The sequence below is a fragment of the Sinorhizobium sp. RAC02 genome, assembly GCF_001713395.1.
In the GTDB taxonomy this organism is placed as follows: domain Bacteria; phylum Pseudomonadota; class Alphaproteobacteria; order Rhizobiales; family Rhizobiaceae; genus Shinella.
Genome location: NZ_CP016452.1, coordinates 217,072 through 233,124 on the forward strand (window position 1 = coordinate 217,072; position 16,053 = coordinate 233,124).

17 protein-coding genes and 1 pseudogene are annotated in these 16,053 nt (G+C 61.5%); 5 read left to right on the forward strand and 13 right to left on the reverse strand.

The features are described from left to right. Positions 1-7 precede the first annotated feature (7 nt). From BSY16_RS22235 to BSY16_RS22245, 3 genes and pseudogenes are all read left to right on the forward strand, one after another. Positions 8-1,069 carry a Gfo/Idh/MocA family protein gene (locus tag BSY16_RS22235; protein ID WP_069062048.1) on the forward strand — a complete coding sequence of 354 codons (1,062 nt, stop codon included), beginning with the start codon at positions 8-10 and terminating at the stop codon, positions 1,067-1,069. Positions 1,070-1,093: 24 nt separating this feature from the next. Beyond that, complete coding sequence (gene aroQ, locus BSY16_RS22240; protein WP_069062049.1) at positions 1,094-1,558, forward strand: type II 3-dehydroquinate dehydratase; 465 nt, start codon at positions 1,094-1,096, stop codon at positions 1,556-1,558. 76 nt (positions 1,559-1,634) lie between these two features. Further along, positions 1,635-2,339 (forward strand): annotated as a pseudogene (locus BSY16_RS22245) (IS6 family transposase). Positions 2,340-2,443: 104 nt separating this feature from the next. Here the strand turns inward: BSY16_RS22245 and BSY16_RS22250 are convergent. Continuing rightward, positions 2,444-3,055, reverse strand: coding sequence for a glutathione S-transferase family protein (locus BSY16_RS22250; RefSeq protein WP_069062050.1), 612 nt, complete (start codon positions 3,053-3,055; stop codon positions 2,444-2,446). Between the two features lie 93 nt (positions 3,056-3,148). On the opposite strand from BSY16_RS22250, the gene BSY16_RS22255 reads away from it, so the two are divergent. Beyond that, positions 3,149-3,868: a helix-turn-helix transcriptional regulator gene (locus tag BSY16_RS22255; RefSeq protein WP_069062051.1), complete on the forward strand. Its 720-nt coding sequence runs from the start codon at positions 3,149-3,151 to the stop codon at positions 3,866-3,868. 229 nt (positions 3,869-4,097) lie between these two features. Here BSY16_RS22255 and folD read toward each other — a convergent pair whose 3' ends face one another. The 12 genes from folD to BSY16_RS22315 all read right to left on the reverse strand — a co-directional run bounded on the left by folD (position 4,098) and on the right by BSY16_RS22315 (position 14,704). Beyond that, positions 4,098-4,997, reverse strand: coding sequence for a bifunctional methylenetetrahydrofolate dehydrogenase/methenyltetrahydrofolate cyclohydrolase FolD (gene folD, locus BSY16_RS22260; RefSeq protein WP_069063636.1), 900 nt, complete (start codon positions 4,995-4,997; stop codon positions 4,098-4,100). A gap of 9 nt (positions 4,998-5,006) precedes the next feature. Then, a complete protein-coding gene (gene purU, locus BSY16_RS22265; protein WP_069062052.1) occupies positions 5,007-5,891 on the reverse strand; it encodes a formyltetrahydrofolate deformylase in 885 nt (294 codons plus the stop codon). Between the two features lie 39 nt (positions 5,892-5,930). Next, positions 5,931-7,157 carry an NAD(P)/FAD-dependent oxidoreductase gene (locus tag BSY16_RS22270; protein WP_069062053.1) on the reverse strand — a complete coding sequence of 409 codons (1,227 nt, stop codon included), beginning with the start codon at positions 7,155-7,157 and terminating at the stop codon, positions 5,931-5,933. 30 nt (positions 7,158-7,187) lie between these two features. Beyond that, entirely contained in the window at positions 7,188-7,475 is a 288-nt protein-coding gene (locus tag BSY16_RS22275; protein ID WP_069062054.1) for a MurR/RpiR family transcriptional regulator, read from the reverse strand. A 153-nt stretch (positions 7,476-7,628) separates the two neighbouring features. Next, a complete protein-coding gene (gene iolG / locus BSY16_RS22280; RefSeq protein WP_069062055.1) occupies positions 7,629-8,630 on the reverse strand; it encodes an inositol 2-dehydrogenase in 1,002 nt (333 codons plus the stop codon). Positions 8,631-8,647: 17 nt separating this feature from the next. Further along, positions 8,648-9,472: a 3-methyl-2-oxobutanoate hydroxymethyltransferase gene (locus BSY16_RS22285; protein WP_069062056.1), complete on the reverse strand. Its 825-nt coding sequence runs from the start codon at positions 9,470-9,472 to the stop codon at positions 8,648-8,650. Positions 9,473-9,476: 4 nt separating this feature from the next. After that, entirely contained in the window at positions 9,477-10,256 is a 780-nt protein-coding gene (locus BSY16_RS22290; RefSeq protein WP_069062057.1) for a TIM barrel protein, read from the reverse strand. 4 nt (positions 10,257-10,260) lie between these two features. Further along, a complete protein-coding gene (locus tag BSY16_RS22295; RefSeq protein WP_069062058.1) occupies positions 10,261-10,572 on the reverse strand; it encodes a MocE family 2Fe-2S type ferredoxin in 312 nt (103 codons plus the stop codon). Positions 10,573-10,615: 43 nt separating this feature from the next. Further along, a complete protein-coding gene (locus tag BSY16_RS22300) occupies positions 10,616-11,443 on the reverse strand; it encodes an ATP-binding cassette domain-containing protein (protein WP_069062059.1) in 828 nt (275 codons plus the stop codon). 8 nt (positions 11,444-11,451) lie between these two features. Then, the gene (locus BSY16_RS22305; protein ID WP_069063637.1) at positions 11,452-12,432 is read right to left on the reverse strand and encodes an ABC transporter permease; all 981 of its coding nucleotides are present in this window, start codon (positions 12,430-12,432) and stop codon (positions 11,452-11,454) included. Positions 12,433-12,591: 159 nt separating this feature from the next. Beyond that, positions 12,592-13,566, reverse strand: a complete 975-nt coding sequence (locus BSY16_RS22310) for a substrate-binding domain-containing protein (RefSeq protein WP_069062060.1) — start codon at positions 13,564-13,566, stop codon at positions 12,592-12,594. A 115-nt stretch (positions 13,567-13,681) separates the two neighbouring features. Continuing rightward, a complete protein-coding gene (locus BSY16_RS22315; RefSeq protein WP_069063638.1) occupies positions 13,682-14,704 on the reverse strand; it encodes a sterol desaturase family protein in 1,023 nt (340 codons plus the stop codon). A 299-nt stretch (positions 14,705-15,003) separates the two neighbouring features. Between BSY16_RS22315 and BSY16_RS22320 the strand changes: the two genes are divergently transcribed. Next, a complete protein-coding gene (locus tag BSY16_RS22320) occupies positions 15,004-16,032 on the forward strand; it encodes a LacI family DNA-binding transcriptional regulator (RefSeq protein WP_069062061.1) in 1,029 nt (342 codons plus the stop codon). The last annotated feature ends 21 nt before the right edge of the window (positions 16,033-16,053 follow it).

Consider the following 16,053-nt stretch of genomic DNA (forward strand, 5'->3'; position numbering starts at 1 on the left):
TTTCTTCATGTCCGGCATATCAATCGTCGTCATCGGCGCTGGACTCATCGGCCGCAAGCACCTGAAGAAGGTGACTGAGCATGTCGATTTCGAGCTGGTCGGTATTGCCGACGTCAACCGGGATGCCGTCGCGGCACACTATCCCGCAACGCCGGTTTTTGCCGATTACCGTCGCATGCTCGACGAGACGAAGCCGATGGCAGCGATCATCGCCTCGCCCAACCAGGTGCATGCGGAAATCGGCATCGAATGCGCGCGCCGCGGTATTCACATCCTGGTCGAAAAGCCGGTGACCGACACGTTGGAGGCGGCGACCCGGCTGATCGAGGAGGTGCGCCGCGCCGGCGTCAAGACGCTAGTAGGTCATCATCGCCGACACCATGAACAGGTGCAGACGCTGCGCGGCCTAATCGCGGGCGACGACATCGGCGCGCTCGTCGGCGTCTCGGCGATCTGGGCGGCCTACAAACCGGATGCCTATTTCGCGGTCGCCCCCTGGCGCACGCAGGAGGGCGGCGGGCCGGTGCTGATCAACCTCATTCATGAGATCGACTTCCTGCGCTTCACCGCGGGCGAGATCGTCGCTGTCAGCGCCATCGCTTCCAACCGACAGCGCCATTTCGACGTCGAGGACACGGCCGGCGCGGTGCTGGAATTCGAGAATGGCGCGCTCGGCACCTTCATCGTGAGCGACAGTGCGGTGACGCCATGGACGGTGGAGCAGGGCGTCGGCGAGGCCGTCGAGTTCCCGTTCAGCGGCGAAAGCAGCTATCGGTTTCTCGGCAGCCGCGGTTCGCTGGAGTTTCCGAACCTCGTGCGCTGGAATCAGGAGCCCGGCGAGCGTGGCTGGAACCAGCCGGTGCGTGCCCAACGCCTGTTTGCCACGACCATCGACCCCTATGTCGCGCAACTCGATCATTTCCGCGATGTCATCTGCGGTGCGGTAATGAGCCTGCAAAGCGTCGACGACGGTGCCCGCACACTTATCGCGACCCTCGCCGTCACCGAGGCGGCGCGGCGCAAGACGCGCATCGAGTTGCAGCCGCGCTACGAAAACCTCGCGGCCTGAAACCCATCATCCAAGGAAACGACCATGACCAAAAAGCCGATCTACGTTCTCAACGGCACCAATCTGAACCTGCTCGGCGAGCGTGAGCCGCATATCTACGGCTACACGACACTCGCCGACATCGAGGCGCGCTGCCATGAAACCGGCGCAGCCTCGGCGCACGGCCTCGTCTTCCGCCAATCCAACCACGAGGGCGTGCTGATCGATTGGATCCACGAGGCGAGGCGCGAGGCGGCCGCCATCGTCATCAATGCCGGTGCGCTGACCCACACGTCGATCGCCATTCACGACGCGCTGAAAGCCTTTGCCGGCCCGATCATCGAACTGCACATCACGAACGTCCACCGCCGCGAACCCTTCCGCCATCACTCGTACATTTCCTTTGCCGCAACGGCGGTGATCTGCGGTCTCGGCGCCGAAGGCTACGCGGTTGCCGTCGAACAGGCGGCCCGGCTGGCGGAGGCTGCAAAGACTGATGTGTCGACGTGAGATGATGCACGTCGACTGATGGGAAGGGTGATGTTACGTTGTTGATGACTTGGTGGTTGCTGGCCAATCAGGCGCGATGAACACATCGGCCATCAGCTACAAGAACCACCGTTTTCCACCGCAGATCATCGCCCATGCGGTGTGGCTTTACTTCCGGTCTCCCCTGAGTTTGCGGCTGGTCGAGGAAATGCTGTTGGAACGCGGCATCATCGTGTCCTATGAAGCGATCCGGCGCTGGGGCCGAAAATTCGGTGCGGCCTACTTAAAGCAGCTACGCAGAAAACGTCCGTCGCGCAGGGATATTTGGCATCTGGACGGGGTGGTGATCACCATCGGCGGCCGGAAGCACTGGCTTTGGCGAGCGGTCGACCAGGACGGATACGTTCTCGACGAAATTGTTCAGGCGCGCCGCAATGCAAAGGCGGCCAAGCGATTACTGGTCAGGCTGCTGTAGAAGCAAGGCCTCTCGCCGAAGCGGATCATCACCGACAAGCTGCGCTCATATGGAGCGGCAAAGCGGGACGTGATGCCTACCGTTGAACATCGATCGCACAAAGGCCTGAACAATCGCGCGGAAAATTCACATCTGCCTCTGCGAAAACGAGAACGGGTGATGCAAGGCTTTCGATCCACCGGCGGATTGCAACATTTCATCTCGGTCTTTTCAGCAATCAGAAATCACTTCGTCGCGCCGCATCACAAGCACTCCGCCCTTGCAACTCACCTCCATCGTGTCCGCGCAATGGCGCAGTGGAAAGCTGCGACCGGCGCGGTAGCTTGATTTCACCCGTAAACCATTCACTCGGCTTCAGCCATAAGGGGGTGAAGACCGCGATCAATCTCACGCGAAAGTGGCCGCCCGGTCGGAGCGGCCAGTGCCAGCGATCAAGCCGCACCCACGGTGCGGGCGTCATAGTCGGCGGTCCATTGCAGCGATGGCAGCTCGCCGCAACGCTCAATCCAGGCCTTGACCACGTCGCTGTCCGGCGTCGCTGCAGGGTACCAGGCGAAGGGTGAATGCAGCAGCAGATCGACAGCTGTGTATCGCTCTCCCATCAGATAAGGGCTATCCGTGAGCGCGGTTTCGAGGCGTGTCGCCAGTTCCGCCGGGCCGCGGAAGGTGAAGTCCACGAAAGGATGCGAGATCCCGGCTGCCCGTGCAATCAGCACAGGCTCGACCACGCCGGCATACCAGGCGAGCCAGCTCAGATACCGACCGCGTTGCGGGTCGCCGGCAACCGGCGCCATCTTCTTTTCCGGGAAGAGATCCGTCAGGTAATGAATGATCGCGATGCTCTCCCAGATCACGACGCCGTCATGGACGAGCAGCGGCACCTTGCCTTCCGGATGCGGGTTCCTCGGATCCTTGTGGCCGCTGCCATCGCCGCGGGTGATGTCGACAATCTCGATCGCGACCTTGTCGATGGCGTCGAGTTCGCGAAGCAGGGTGACGATACGCGACGAGCGCGAGCGGGGGGCGTGAAAGAGCGTCAGCATAGTCTGGATCCTCGGTTGCGTTTGGCAATGCGGATCTTGTACAGTCGGCCAACTGCCATTTTCCGTCAGTAGGCTTCGTTTATTCTCTTCGTCATGGCCCGCAGTGATCGTCTCTTCCGCCTCCTCCAGGCGCTTCGCACTCTCCCCTCCCCGGTGACGGCAGCGAGCCTTGCCGAGGAGACCGGCGTATCGTTGCGTTCGCTCTATAGGGACATCGACAGCCTGCGCGCCGCAGGCGCCGTCATCGATGGTGAGCGCGGCTTCGGCTACCGGCTGACGGAGGACATCGCCTTGCCGCCGCAGACATTCACACGGCTTGAAATCGAAGCTTTGGTGCTCGGCCTTGCGGAGGTGCAGCATATGGGTGAGCCGGCTCTCGTGGCGGCCGCAGGTGCCGTGCTTTCGAAGGTCACGGCAACGCTGCCCGACCGACTACAACGCCAGGCTCTGCATGCCGTCTCACAGGTCTATCGGTTCGACCGCCGCGATCCGCCAACCGTCGATGTCGGCCTTCTGCGCGAGGCCTGCTGGCAAGAGCACGCTGTGGTGATAGGCTATGTGGACGCGGAGCAGCGACGGTCCGATCGGCAAGTGCTGCCGCTGGCGATCGTCTATCTTGAGCGTGTGTTGGTGCTGCTTGCCTGGTGTTGCTTGCGCCAGGATTTCCGAAAGTTCCGCGTCGACCGCATCACGGATATCCAGGTGACGGAAGTGAGTTTCCGCCCCCGCCGCGTTCCGATGCTGAGGGACTTCGTTGCCATTCTGAACGCCGGCGCACCCGAAACATCGAAGATGATCTTGAGCGGCCAATAGCCAAAACGACGATGCGGCCGGTGTTACCACGGACGGTTCGGACTGCGTTTCGCAGATGCAGGACATGCCCTAACGGCCGCGTTGGGGCGCAATGCCGTCACCGTGAGTGGGCGGCATGAACTCGAGCAAAAATGCCTTGCTCGCGTCTTCGCCTTGATGGGAATCGAACCATCGACACTTGATCTTCTCCGATAGGCTTGGGGCGCTACAAGCACTTAATTGGAACAGGTCAGAATTTCGGCGGTGTCACGCCAGCCTTACGATAGGCCGCGATCACCGAATTGGCCATCAGCATGGCGATGGTCATCGGCCCGACACCACCCGGAACCGGGGTGATCGCGCCAGCAATCTCGGAAACCGCGTCATAGGCGACATCGCCCACCAGACGGCTCCTGCCCGCGCCGCCCTCCGGCGCATCGATGCGGTTGATGCCGACATCGATGACAGTGGCGCCCGGCTTCACCCAGTCGGCTTTCACCATTTCCGCACGGCCGACGGCAGCGACGAGGATATCCGCGCTACGGCAAACACCGGCGAGGTCCTTCGTGCCCGAATGCCCGATCGTCACCGTCGCATTGGCATGGAGCAGCAATTGCCCCATCGGCTTGCCGAACAGGTTGGAGCGGCCGATGACGACGGCCGCCAGACCCGTCAGGTCCTCGCCATGAACGGAGCGGACAAGGCGCATGGCGCCTGCCGGTGTGCAGGAAATCAGGCCGGTAGCCAGATCGCCGGTCGCAAGCTTGCCGGCATTGACGACATGCAGGCCGTCGACGTCCTTCTCCGGCTGGATCGATTGGATGATCGCATCTGCGTCGAGGTGCTTCGGCAGGGGAAGTTGCACCAGAACTCCGTGCACGGCGGCATCCGCGTTCAGCGAAGCCACCAGGCTTGCGAGATTCTCTTGCGTGGTCTCCTCCGGCAGCGTGTACTGGGTGGAGTTGAAGCCGCATTCCTTGGCCAGGCGCCCCTTGGCGCCGACATAGGTGTGGCTTGCCGGATCATCCCCGACGATAACGACCGCAAGCCCGGTCTTCACCCCTGCCTCGTCTTCGAGCGCCGAGGTCGCGGCCTTCACAGCCTCGATCACCGACGCCGCGACTTTCTTCCCGTCAATGCGCGTCGCAATCCCCATGGTTCACCCCATGCGCTCGGAGGCGTAGCTTCCCGGGCTCGGCGGGAAGACGATGGTCTTGTTGCCGTTCATGAAGGTGCGGTGGTGAATGTGCGCATGCACGGCACGCGCCAGAACCTGGCTCTCCACGTCCCGGCCGATCGACACATAATCTTCCGCCGACTGCGCATGCGTGATGCGCGCCACGTCCTGCTCGATGATCGGACCCTCGTCGAGGTCTTCGGTGACATAGTGCGCCGTCGCACCGATCAGTTTTACACCGCGTTCGAACGCCTGCTTGTACGGGTTCGCTCCCTTGAACGATGGCAGGAACGAGTGGTGGATGTTGATGATGCGGCCCGACATCTTCTTGCACACCGCATCCGACAGGACCTGCATGTAGCGGGCGAGCACGATGAGTTCCGCACCGGACTGTTCCACCACTTCCATCAGCCGTGCTTCGGCCTGCGGCTTGTTCTCCTTCGTCACCTTGATTTGGTAGAACGGGATGTCGTGGTTGACGATGACCTTCTGGTAATCGAAGTGGTTGGAAACGACGCCGACGATGTCGATCGGCAACGCGCCGATCTTCCAGCGGTAGAGCAGGTCGTTGAGGCAATGACCGAAGCGCGACACCATGAGCAGTACCTTCATGCGCTCGTCGCTGTCGTTGAAGCGCCAGGTCATGGCGAACGTCTTGGCGACCGGCGCGAAGCCGGCCTTGATGTCCTCCTCCGATACGCCTTCCTGGGACAGAAAGGTGAGGCGCATGAAGAACAGGCCGGTTTCGATGTCGTCGAACTGCGACGAATCCGAGATGTAACACCCCTTTTCGGCGAGGTAGCCGGTGATCGCGGCGACGATGCCGCGGGTCGATTGGCACGATACTGTCAGGACGTGGGAGGTCATCTTTTCTCTTGTTTTCTGCTTGAAGTCTGGAATGAGCCGCTAGGCGGCGAGCAGCTGCTTCAGTTTGATATCTGGGTTTGCAAGCGCTGCGGGATCGGGCCGTCTGCCGGCCGCAATCAGCATTTCGGCGAGGCGAATGTCGCGGGCGACCGCATTGCCCGGTCCGATACCGCTTGCGGCAAGCAGCCGACCTTCTCCATCGAGATGGAACAGGACAAAGGCATCAGGGGAGAGATTGCGCCGGATGATCGTCGTCGCCCCATCGGCAAGCCCTGCGACCTGGAGCGTCAGCTCGTATTGGTCCGACCAGAACCACGGCACGGATGTCCGGATATCGGCCGCGCCCGTCATGTTCGCCGCGGCGCGAATACCCTGCTCCTGCGCGCTTCGCCAGGATTCCAGGCGCAGGCGTCGGTCACCGAAGTGGACCGAGGGAAAAGAACAGCAGTCACCGGCGGCAAAGATGTCTGGATCGCTGGTGCGCAGGCTGCTGTCGACCGAGATGCCGTTCTCGATGGCGAGGCCTGCCCTCGCAGCAAGCTCCGTATTCGGAACGGAGCCGATCCCGACAACCAGAGCGTCTGCGACAACGCGGTCCGCGTGCTCAAGGTCAATCGAGACGTCAGCGTCCGTCTCCGTGACGGACCGGATTTTCACCCCGCAGCGGATATCGACACCCTCGGCCGCGTGGCGATCAGCGATCAGCGCCGCGATCTCCGCGGGTACGCCGCGCGAAAGGATACGCGGTAGCCCTTCGAGCAGGATCACCGACGCACCCAGCCTTCTTGCACTGGCTGCAAGTTCGAGGCCAATAAATCCGCCGCCGAGGATGACAATGCACCGGCCAGCTTGCAGGAATGGCTGGAGCGCCAAGGTGTCCGCATGTGTCCGCAGCGAGCGGATGCGCCCAAGCGGAGAGGCAACATTGGCGAGCTCTCGCGGTCGCGCGCCCGTCGCCAGAAGCAACCTGTCGTATCCGAGCGTGGTGCCATCCGAGAACCTAACGGTCTTTTGCTGACGGTCGATATCGGTTGCGGTCACCCCGGTCCGCACTGCAATATCGAGGTCTTCGTAGCGACCGGCATAGGCAATCCATTTGGGCTCGGCACCCTGCTGAAGGCCCTCCTTGGACAGGGGCGGCCGTTCGTAGGGCAACAGGGTCTCGCTACCAACGAGTGTCACATCACCCGCAAAACCACGCTCGCGTAAGGTCAGGGCAGCACGAGCACCGCACTCGCCTGCGCCAATGATAACGAAAGAAGTCATTAAACGAGCCTTTGCTGTTGTCTGGGCCGGTTACTGGTTCGTCCGGGCGCCGGCGATCAGGTATTGGCGAAAGGCGGCTTTCATCTCTTTGAAGCTCGCATACCCGCTCCGGGACGCGAGGCGGATGATGGTGGTCCCCGAGACGCCGCAGGTTCGCGCCACCGACTGCAGGGAGCCGAACGCGATGATCTCCGGCTTGCAGAGAAGCAGCCGCATCGCTTGTTCCAGAAGGGTCGGAAATTCGATACGGCGTTCGGCAATCAACTGCTTGAGATCTCGAATGCTCGGAGGAGCCTTCACGCTTGCGGATGCCAACATTCCAATCTCCTCGAAATGCGCAGGAAGGACTTTCGGGCGGGATAACGCGACCGTTTGGATCGGGCTTTCTGCTGCCGGAGGCTCGGCGCCTCCTTCAACAAGGCCTTGAGGACGTTCCCGACGGTGGTGCGCCGGGAAGGTCCTTCGCCAAACTCAGCCAACGAGGCTTGCAAGCGAGACAGGGTCACCGGTTTGGATGGAGAGGGTCGCCGCTTCCGCCATGGCAAGTGCGGCAACGCCGTCTTCCAGCGTCACCGGCAGCGGCGTTCCACCGTTCACCGCCTCCACGAAGGCCGCCCATTCCGCGGCATAGGCCGGCATGTAGCGCTCGAGGAAGAAGTAGGTGGGCTTTGCCCCCGTCACGCCCTGCGTCGTCGATTTCACCACGGTGTTTTCGAGCATGTTCTGCGCCTGGAGCAGACCTTCGGAACCGAGCAGTTCCACGCGCTGGTCGTAACCGTAGACGGCCCGGCGGCTGTTCTTGATGACGGCGATGCGGCCATTCGCATAGGTAAGCGTCACCACGGCCGTGTCGACATCACCCGCCGCCCCGATTTCCGCATCGACGATGGACGAGCCGACTGCCGTCACCGTGACAGGCGGCGCGCCCATGATGAAGTTCGCCATGTCGAAGTCATGAATCATCATGTCCCGGAAAAGGCCACCCGACACCTTGATATAGGAAACCGGGGGGGGTGCTGGATCGAAGGACGTGATGGAAAGAAGTTCGGGCTTGCCGATCTCGCCGGCATCGACCGCCTTCTTGAGGGCGGAGAAGTTCGGATCGAAACGGCGATTGAAGCCGATCATCACCGGACGTCCGTTGGAGGAGACCGCCTTCTGGCAGGCTCGCGCCCGCGCCAGGCTGAGATCGACCGGCTTTTCGCACAGCACCGCCTTGCCGGCAGCCGTTGCCCTTTCGATCAGGTCGGAATGGGTGTCCGTCGAGGTGGCGATCAGCACGGCATCGATCGTGCCGTCCTCCAGAATGGCGGATGTGTCGCGTGCCTCCGCGCCATATTGGGCTGCAATCTTTTCGGCGGCAGCCGTGTTGATATCGGACACGGCGACGAGCGTGCTGCCGGGATGGCTGGAAATCGCCGTGGCATGCACGCCGGCAATGCGGCCGGCGCCAAGAAGGCCAACTTTAAGCATGGGTTTTCCTCTTCTGATCAGAGACCGAGTTCGGCCTTGAATGCGTTGAATTCCGTGTCGCCGATCGCGACATTGTGCTGGGGCTGCGGATAGGCGCCCGTGTTCACGTCCGCGATGAATTCGCGGAAGGCCGCGATGCGTTCTTTCTGAAGCTTGGCGAATTCGGCGGCGAAGTTACGATACGTCTTGGCGTGGCGCGGTCGATGTCCATCGGTGTGACCGAGCACATCTTCCGCGAAGAGATATTGCGCATCGGCGCCCGGGCCGGCCCCCATGCCGAGCATGATCATCGACGTGTTGCTGGAAATCAGTTTACCCACCCGGTCCGGCACGACCTCCAGCTCCGCGCCGAAGCAGCCGATCGCTTCGAGTTGTTTGACATGGCGGAAAACCTTGGTTGCCTCCTCGGCAGTCTTGCCCACCGCGCGAAACCCGGTCCAGGTGATATAGGAGGGAATGAGGCCGACATGAGCAACGACCGGGACGTGATTGTCGCAGAGTACCTTCTGGATATCGAGTGAGGCGGCGCAGTAAAAACAGTCGCCGCCCATGGCGGAGAAATGGAAGGCGGCCCGCAGATAATCCTCAGCGGTTGCCAGTGGACGGCCCTCGAACGTGCCCCATCCGCCAAACGGAAGCCCGACCTGCACGAAGCAACGGCCAGCCGCTTCGCGCATTTCGGGCGAGAAGAAGCGCCCCTCGATCGAGAGCATATGGATGCCCGCGGCGTCCGCAGCAGCGGCCTCGTCAACGGTGGTGACATAGAGCATCGAGATTTTCTCACCCCGCGCTTTCATGGCGCGGATGTCGGCAACGGTCGGGCGCGTGTTCTTGTGAACCATGGGATTACACCGCGAATGCGTTGCGGAAGGCTTCGAGGGCCGCCTCAGGATCTCCCGAAGCGAAGGCTTCCATGCCGACCGGGCCGGTATATCCCATTGCCTGGAGCCCTTTGGCGATGCCGTGCCAGTTCACCTCACCGGTGCCGGGTTCGCAGCGACCGGGAACGTCGGCCACCTGGATTTCGCCGATCCATGGCAGGCATTTTCGGCACAGCGCAATCAGGTTCCCCTCGCCGATCTGCGCATGGTAGAGGTCAAGATTGAGCCGCAAGCGTGGATGATTGATGCTCGAAACGAGCGCCAGCGTGTCCTCAGCCCGTCCGAACGGCACGCCCGGATGGTCGACGGGCAGGTTGAGGTTTTCCAGCGTAAAGATGACGCCTTCAGCTTCGGCCATGTCGGCCACACGGCACAGCGTGTCGCGCGCCTTCAACCACATCGCGCCGGTCACGACCTCGATGGGTTGGACGGGAAGTCCCCCCTCGCCCAGCCCCGTGCCGTGCAGGTTCAGCCGCTGCACACCGAGACGCCTGCCGATCTGCGCCGTTTCGCGCGCGGTGCGCAGAAGCTCGGCAGCGCCCTCGTCGTCGGTAAGCCGGCCGGTAAGATAGCCATTCATGATGGTGAAGGTGGCGCCGGTGGCTTTTAGCTTCGCCAGATCGTGCTCCGGCCAGTTCCACAAACCAACACCAAAGCCCATATCCTTGAGACGGGAGGCCCGCCATTCGATGGGGCGGTCCCGCCAGATCATTTCGGCGCAGGCCGCCAGTGCAAACTGTGTCATTGTCTCAAATCTCTATGAAAACGTCGCCATCCTCGACCTTGACCGGCCAGGTGCGAAGGTTGATGCAGGCAGGCGCACGCATCGCCTCACCGGTCTTGTAGTCGAAGTGCGCACTATGCTTCGGACACTCGATGATACCGTCCATCACCAGGCCATCAGCGAGGTGCACGTGTTCATGTGTGCAGATGCCGTCGATGCAGAAGAATTCGTCGTCCGGACTGCGGATCACCAGAAAGGTGCGTCCGCTGTGATCGAAACGAATCTGCTCTTCGAGTTCGACGTCCTCGGTTGCGCAAGCGCGGGTCCAGGTCCCCATGTCTTTATCCTTTGGCAGTTCAGGGTCTGTTGAAGCGGTAGCGTCAGGCCGACGCACCCGCATGCTGAGGCACATGACCGTCATGCGTCTCCATGTAGCCGTCGATCTGGGCTTCGAGTTCCGCCATGGTCTCGCCACCGGCCATCAGGTCGGTGATCTCTTCGCGCGACTTCTCCCCCTTGCGGAAATCGGCGGCGACTGCACCACGGATCAACACCGCGAAGTGATCGCCGACCGCCATGGCATGCATGACCTGGTGGGTGATGAAGACCACCGCGAGACCCCGCCGCTTCGCCTCGTTGACGATCCGCAGGACATGGGTGGCCTGCTTCACACCCAGCGCCGCCGTCGGCTCGTCCAGGATCAGGACCTTCGCGCCGAAATGTACGGCGCGGGCAATGGCGAGGGATTGCCGCTCGCCGCCCGAAAGCCCGCCGACCAGGCGGTCGCCATCCTCGATCCGCGTTATGCCGAAGTCGCGAACCGCCTTGACGGCGATCTCGTTCGCCTTTTTCGGGTCGAAGATCTTGAACGGTCCCCAGCCCTTGGTCGGCTCGACGCCAATGAAGAACGATCGGCCGATGCTCATCAGCGGGAACGTGCCACCGAACTGGTGAACCGTTGCGATGCCGCGGTTGCTGGCATCACGGGGGCCGGCGAATTCGATGGGCTTGCCGTCCATCTCGATCGTGCCGGAATTCGGGCGATACACGCCGGAAAGCGTCTTGATGAGCGTCGACTTGCCGGCACCATTGTCGCCGAGCAGGCAGAGAACTTCACCAGGACAGATATCCAGCGAGATGTCGTTGAGGACGTCGATCGGGCCAAAGGACTTGCAGATATTGGTGAGTTTCAGAATCGGCGTAGACATGATCGACCTCACTTCTTCTTCGGCGAATAGGAGAGCGCCATGCTTCGAAAAGTGTTGTTCATGAGCACCGCCAGAAGCAGCATCACCCCGATGATCAGGCTCGACCAGTTACGGTCGAAGGTCGTGAAATAGATACCCTGGTTGACCACGGCGAAGGTGATGGTGCCGAAAAAGATGCCGACGATCGAGCCGAAGCCACCTGTGAGCAGCACGCCGCCCACGACCACCGAGATGATCGAGTTGAAGATGAAGGACATGCCGGCGGAAACCTGCGCGGAGTTGAACAGGATCGCCTGGCACATGCCGACGAAGGCCGCACTCGTTGAGGAGAGGACGAAGAGGGCGATGGTCAGGCGGGCCGTCGGAATGCCGGCATTGCGCGCGCTGACCTTGTCACCGCCCATGGCGAAGATCCAGTTGCCATAGGGCGAATAGTGGATCACGTAGATGTAGATCGCCGTCAGCGCCAACCACCAGAAGATGATGACCTGGAACGTGTTGGCCACGAACTGGCCGAAGAGAAATTTTGCCAGTTCCGGCGCCTTGAGGGCAACGCTCGTGGTGCCTGTGAGCAATACAGACAGGCCGAGCACGAGGCCTGCGACAGCAAACAGTGTGCCGAGCGTGACGATGAGGGACGGCACGTTGGTGCGCACCACGAGGAATCCGTTCACCAGCCCGACGACGACACCCAGCCCAAGGGTCGCAGCGATACCTAGCCAGATCGGAAGGCCGTAATAGCCAGAGATGATCGCGACCGTCATGGAGCCTGCCGGGATCATCGAGCCGATCGAGATGTCCAGTTCCCCGGCGATCATCAGCAAACCGATGGGAAAAGCGACGATTCCGAGGTTGGCGGCAACGTTCAGCCAGCTTGCGGCACCGGCGGGCTTCAGGAAGTCGATGCTTCCGAACGCTATGAAAAAGGCGAAGACACCGAAAAGGCCAAGAAAGGCGCCTGCTTCAGGCCGTCGGAAAAGGCCGCCGATGGAAAAGCTTGTTGCCGATGATGGGGCCGGTGCTTTGGCAACGACGATCGGCTGGCTTGCGGTTTTCGAGTTCATGATGGTTCCCTACCCGGCTTTGCCGTGTTGTGGCGGTGGCCGCTCCCTGGGGAGGTCACAGGGAGCGGCCCTGAAGCGCGCCGGTCAGCGCGCGCCCTTCGACACGCCTGCAAGCGTCGATTCGATGTTCGACGCATCGACGATGCCCGGTCCGGTCAGAACCGGCCTCACCGGCAGATCCGTTCCGAAATCGATGTGGGAGGCAAGCAGCGACACTGCGAGAAGGGACTGGAGATAGGGCTGCTGATCGATCGCAAAGAGCTGCGCACCGTTTTTGATGCGATCGAGGCTGGCTTCGTTGAAGTCGAACGAGCCAAGCTTGACGACCTCGACCTTGCCGGCCTGCTGAATCCCGCTTGCGGCGGCATCGGCGTCGCCGGCAGCGATCGTGATCACGCTGTCGATAGTGCCATCTTGGGAAAGCGTCGCCTTGACGGCTTCCGCAATCGCGGTCGGATCCCCGAAGCTTGTCGCCGGCAGCGGCAGCTGTTTGCCCGCACCGCCCGCCTTGGTGACACCATCAATCACGCCCTTGCAGCGTGCTTCTTGGTTGGCGCTGCCCGGCAGCGTGTTGACGCAGAGCACATTCTTCTGACCGTTTTTGCCAAAATAGTCTCCGCCAGCGACACCGGCGATATACTCATCGGATCCGACATAGTTGATTGCGCCGAGTTCCTTGGCCTTTTCGAGAGAACCGGCGTTCATCAGGATGACCTTGATGCCACTGTCGACCGCCGCCTTGATCGCTTCGTCTTCGGCTTCGGGAACCCAGTTGGGAATGACGATGCCGCTGACCCCCTGGCTGATGGCGGTGCGCACGAGACCGGCCGCGTCCGGGCCGAGATTGTCATAGGTCTGAAGTTGCAGGTAGGTGACCTTGCCGCCGTTCGCCTCGACGACAAACCGGCTGTCATCGACACCCTTCTTGATCTTGGTCCAGAAGGCATCGTCGGTCTTGCCGCCGACGACCGCGATGTCGGCAGCGATGGCGACGCTTGCGGTAAGACAGATGGCAACCGTGGTTGTGAGCGCTTTCGTCATGGTGATCAGTTTGGTCATCGGGTTTCCTCCCCTGTGTCCGCCAAGTGGCGGGTTGCAATGTTGACTGGATGGGTCGAAGCGACCCTTTTTGAAAAGCACCCGCCTCCTCGCGGGTGCTGAGCACCATCTGAGATCAGGAGTTTGCGCGCGCCGTCTTGGCGTTTAGGCGCTCCTTCTTCTTCTGGAAGCGGGCCTGCATCTGCACGTCCCCGTCTTTCGTGCCGTCGTGCCAGGTGCCGAACCACTTATCGAGCGGGATCAGGCCATCGCCGCCGTAGTTCACCTCGAAATATTTGTGGTGAAGGTAGTGGGCATAGGCATGGGTATCGATCGGCGTTTCCTCGGTGACCTCCAGCTTGTCGAAGCCGATGTGGCCATTGACCGCGCCGAAGCCGGCAATGTGAAGCTGGAACATCGCCACGATCGGGTTCGACGGGATGACGAGGTGCCAGAAGGCGACGGCATGGTAGAGAAAACCCTCGACCGGATGCATGGAGAGCGACGACCACGGCGACGGGTTGACTGAATTGTGGTGCACCGAGTGGATCCAGCGATAGAGCGGACCCCAGTGGATCAGCCGATGGATGAAGAAGAAGTGCACCTCGTGGATCATCGGTGCCACGGCGACAAGGAAGGCGAGATAATACGGATTGTCCGCCCAGCTCAGCCACGGCACCCAGCCATTGGCGAATACCCAGAGGAACAAGACTTCGACCAGCGTCCACAGCGGGATCGAAATGAAGAACGAGCGCAGGAAGTTGTCGATGTTCTGGCTTTTGAACCAGAAGACATCGGACGGCTGCTCGCCCGGGAATTTGGCATTGTACTTGAAGCGGTTGCCCTGCCTGCGCTTGACGTAGAAGAGCAGTTCGACCGAGCCGTAGAAGACAAAAATCGCACCCGCATTCACGGCGTAGAGCCAGAGCGGCCAGCCCCAACTCAGCGTCTTCATCACCTCGACGTCGGGCACGACGTAGAGCCAGTAAAGCAGGGCCGTCGCCATATGGAAGGCATTCCACGGCCAGACATATTCCGGCAGCCACTTCAGCACGGCCATCAGCTTGGGCGGCCAGGCCCAGAACGGCGCAACCTCGATATGTCCGTTCGGTGCCCAGTCACCGCGCTTGTTGCGCGTTCCAAAGTTGTGATCGTCCATCATCATGCCTCCGGGCGCGGCGCGCCTTGTCGTCAAAAGGGGAGGAGAAACGTGCCGGCGCTCTGTCGCGGTCACAGCACGACGGTCCCCGGGCGAAAGCCCAAAGCGTGCAGTTCCAACGATGTCGAAGGCAGTTCCTCCAGGCGTGTGCGTCGCGTTTCGCGCCACCCGCCGTCCTCTGAACAGACAATGCCAACTTGACGTCTATTAAATCAAGGCGCATTTCTCTTTCAGGGTACGAACGTATCATTCGTCTCATAAAGCCGATTAAATGATATATTTCATCTCATGAGGATTCCGTGCGAAGACCGACCATCCGCGATCTCGCCGAGGCGGCCGGCGTTTCCATCGCCACGGCCAACCGGGTTTTGTCCGGTGCGGAAAATGTGAGCGGCAGCACGCGGGAGAAGGTCCAGGCGGCGGCGGCGACGATCGGCTTCTACGGACTGGGGGCAATACAGGCGCGCAATGCTGCGGCGCGCCCCAAATACCGATTCGGCATACTTCTCCTCCAGCCGCACCGCCCGTTCTACAGGCTGGTCGCGCGCGCCCTCGTGGACGCGGCCGCACAAGCCACCTCGGCCGACGTCGATCTCAAGATCGAGCATCTGGAGGACCTCTCGCCGCAGAATACAGCCGAACGGGCGCGGGCGCTGGCCGAAGAATGCGACGCCATCTGCATCACCACGGCCGTGCACCCTGTCGTCACCCAGGCGCTCGCTGACATCCAGGCAAAGGGCATCCCGGTCTTCGCGCTGATCTCACAGCTCGCCGCAACGGGGCAGATCCACTATATCGGGCTCGACAACTGGAAGGTCGGCAGAACCGCGGCCTGGGCCTTCGATCACATCTGCAAGGTGCCCGGCAAGATCGGCATCCTTATGGGCAATCCGCGCTATCGTAACCAGGAAATGAACGAGACCGGCTTTCGCTCGTACTTTCGCGAACACGCGCGGGACTTCGTGCTGCTCGAACCTCTCTCGACATTCGAATCCTCAGCCGTCGCCCAGGAAATGACGGAGCGGCTACTGAACGATCATGCAGATCTCGCGGGCCTCTACGTCGCCGGCGGTGGGATCAGCGGCGCCCTCGCCGCATTGCGCGCCAGCGACCGCGCTGGCAAGTTAGTGGTCGTCGGCTACGAGCTGATGGACAACGTCAGGGCCGCCCTGCTCGATGGAACGATAACCCTCTCCATCGCCCATCCCCTCGCCAGCCTGGCAAACGAAACGATCACCGGCATGATAAGGGCGATGACGTCAAACGGCGAAAATGCCAGCCATACGAGGATCGTCCCATTTGACGTTCATACGCGTGAGAATCTCTAGCGCCAAGCAACCATCCTTCAA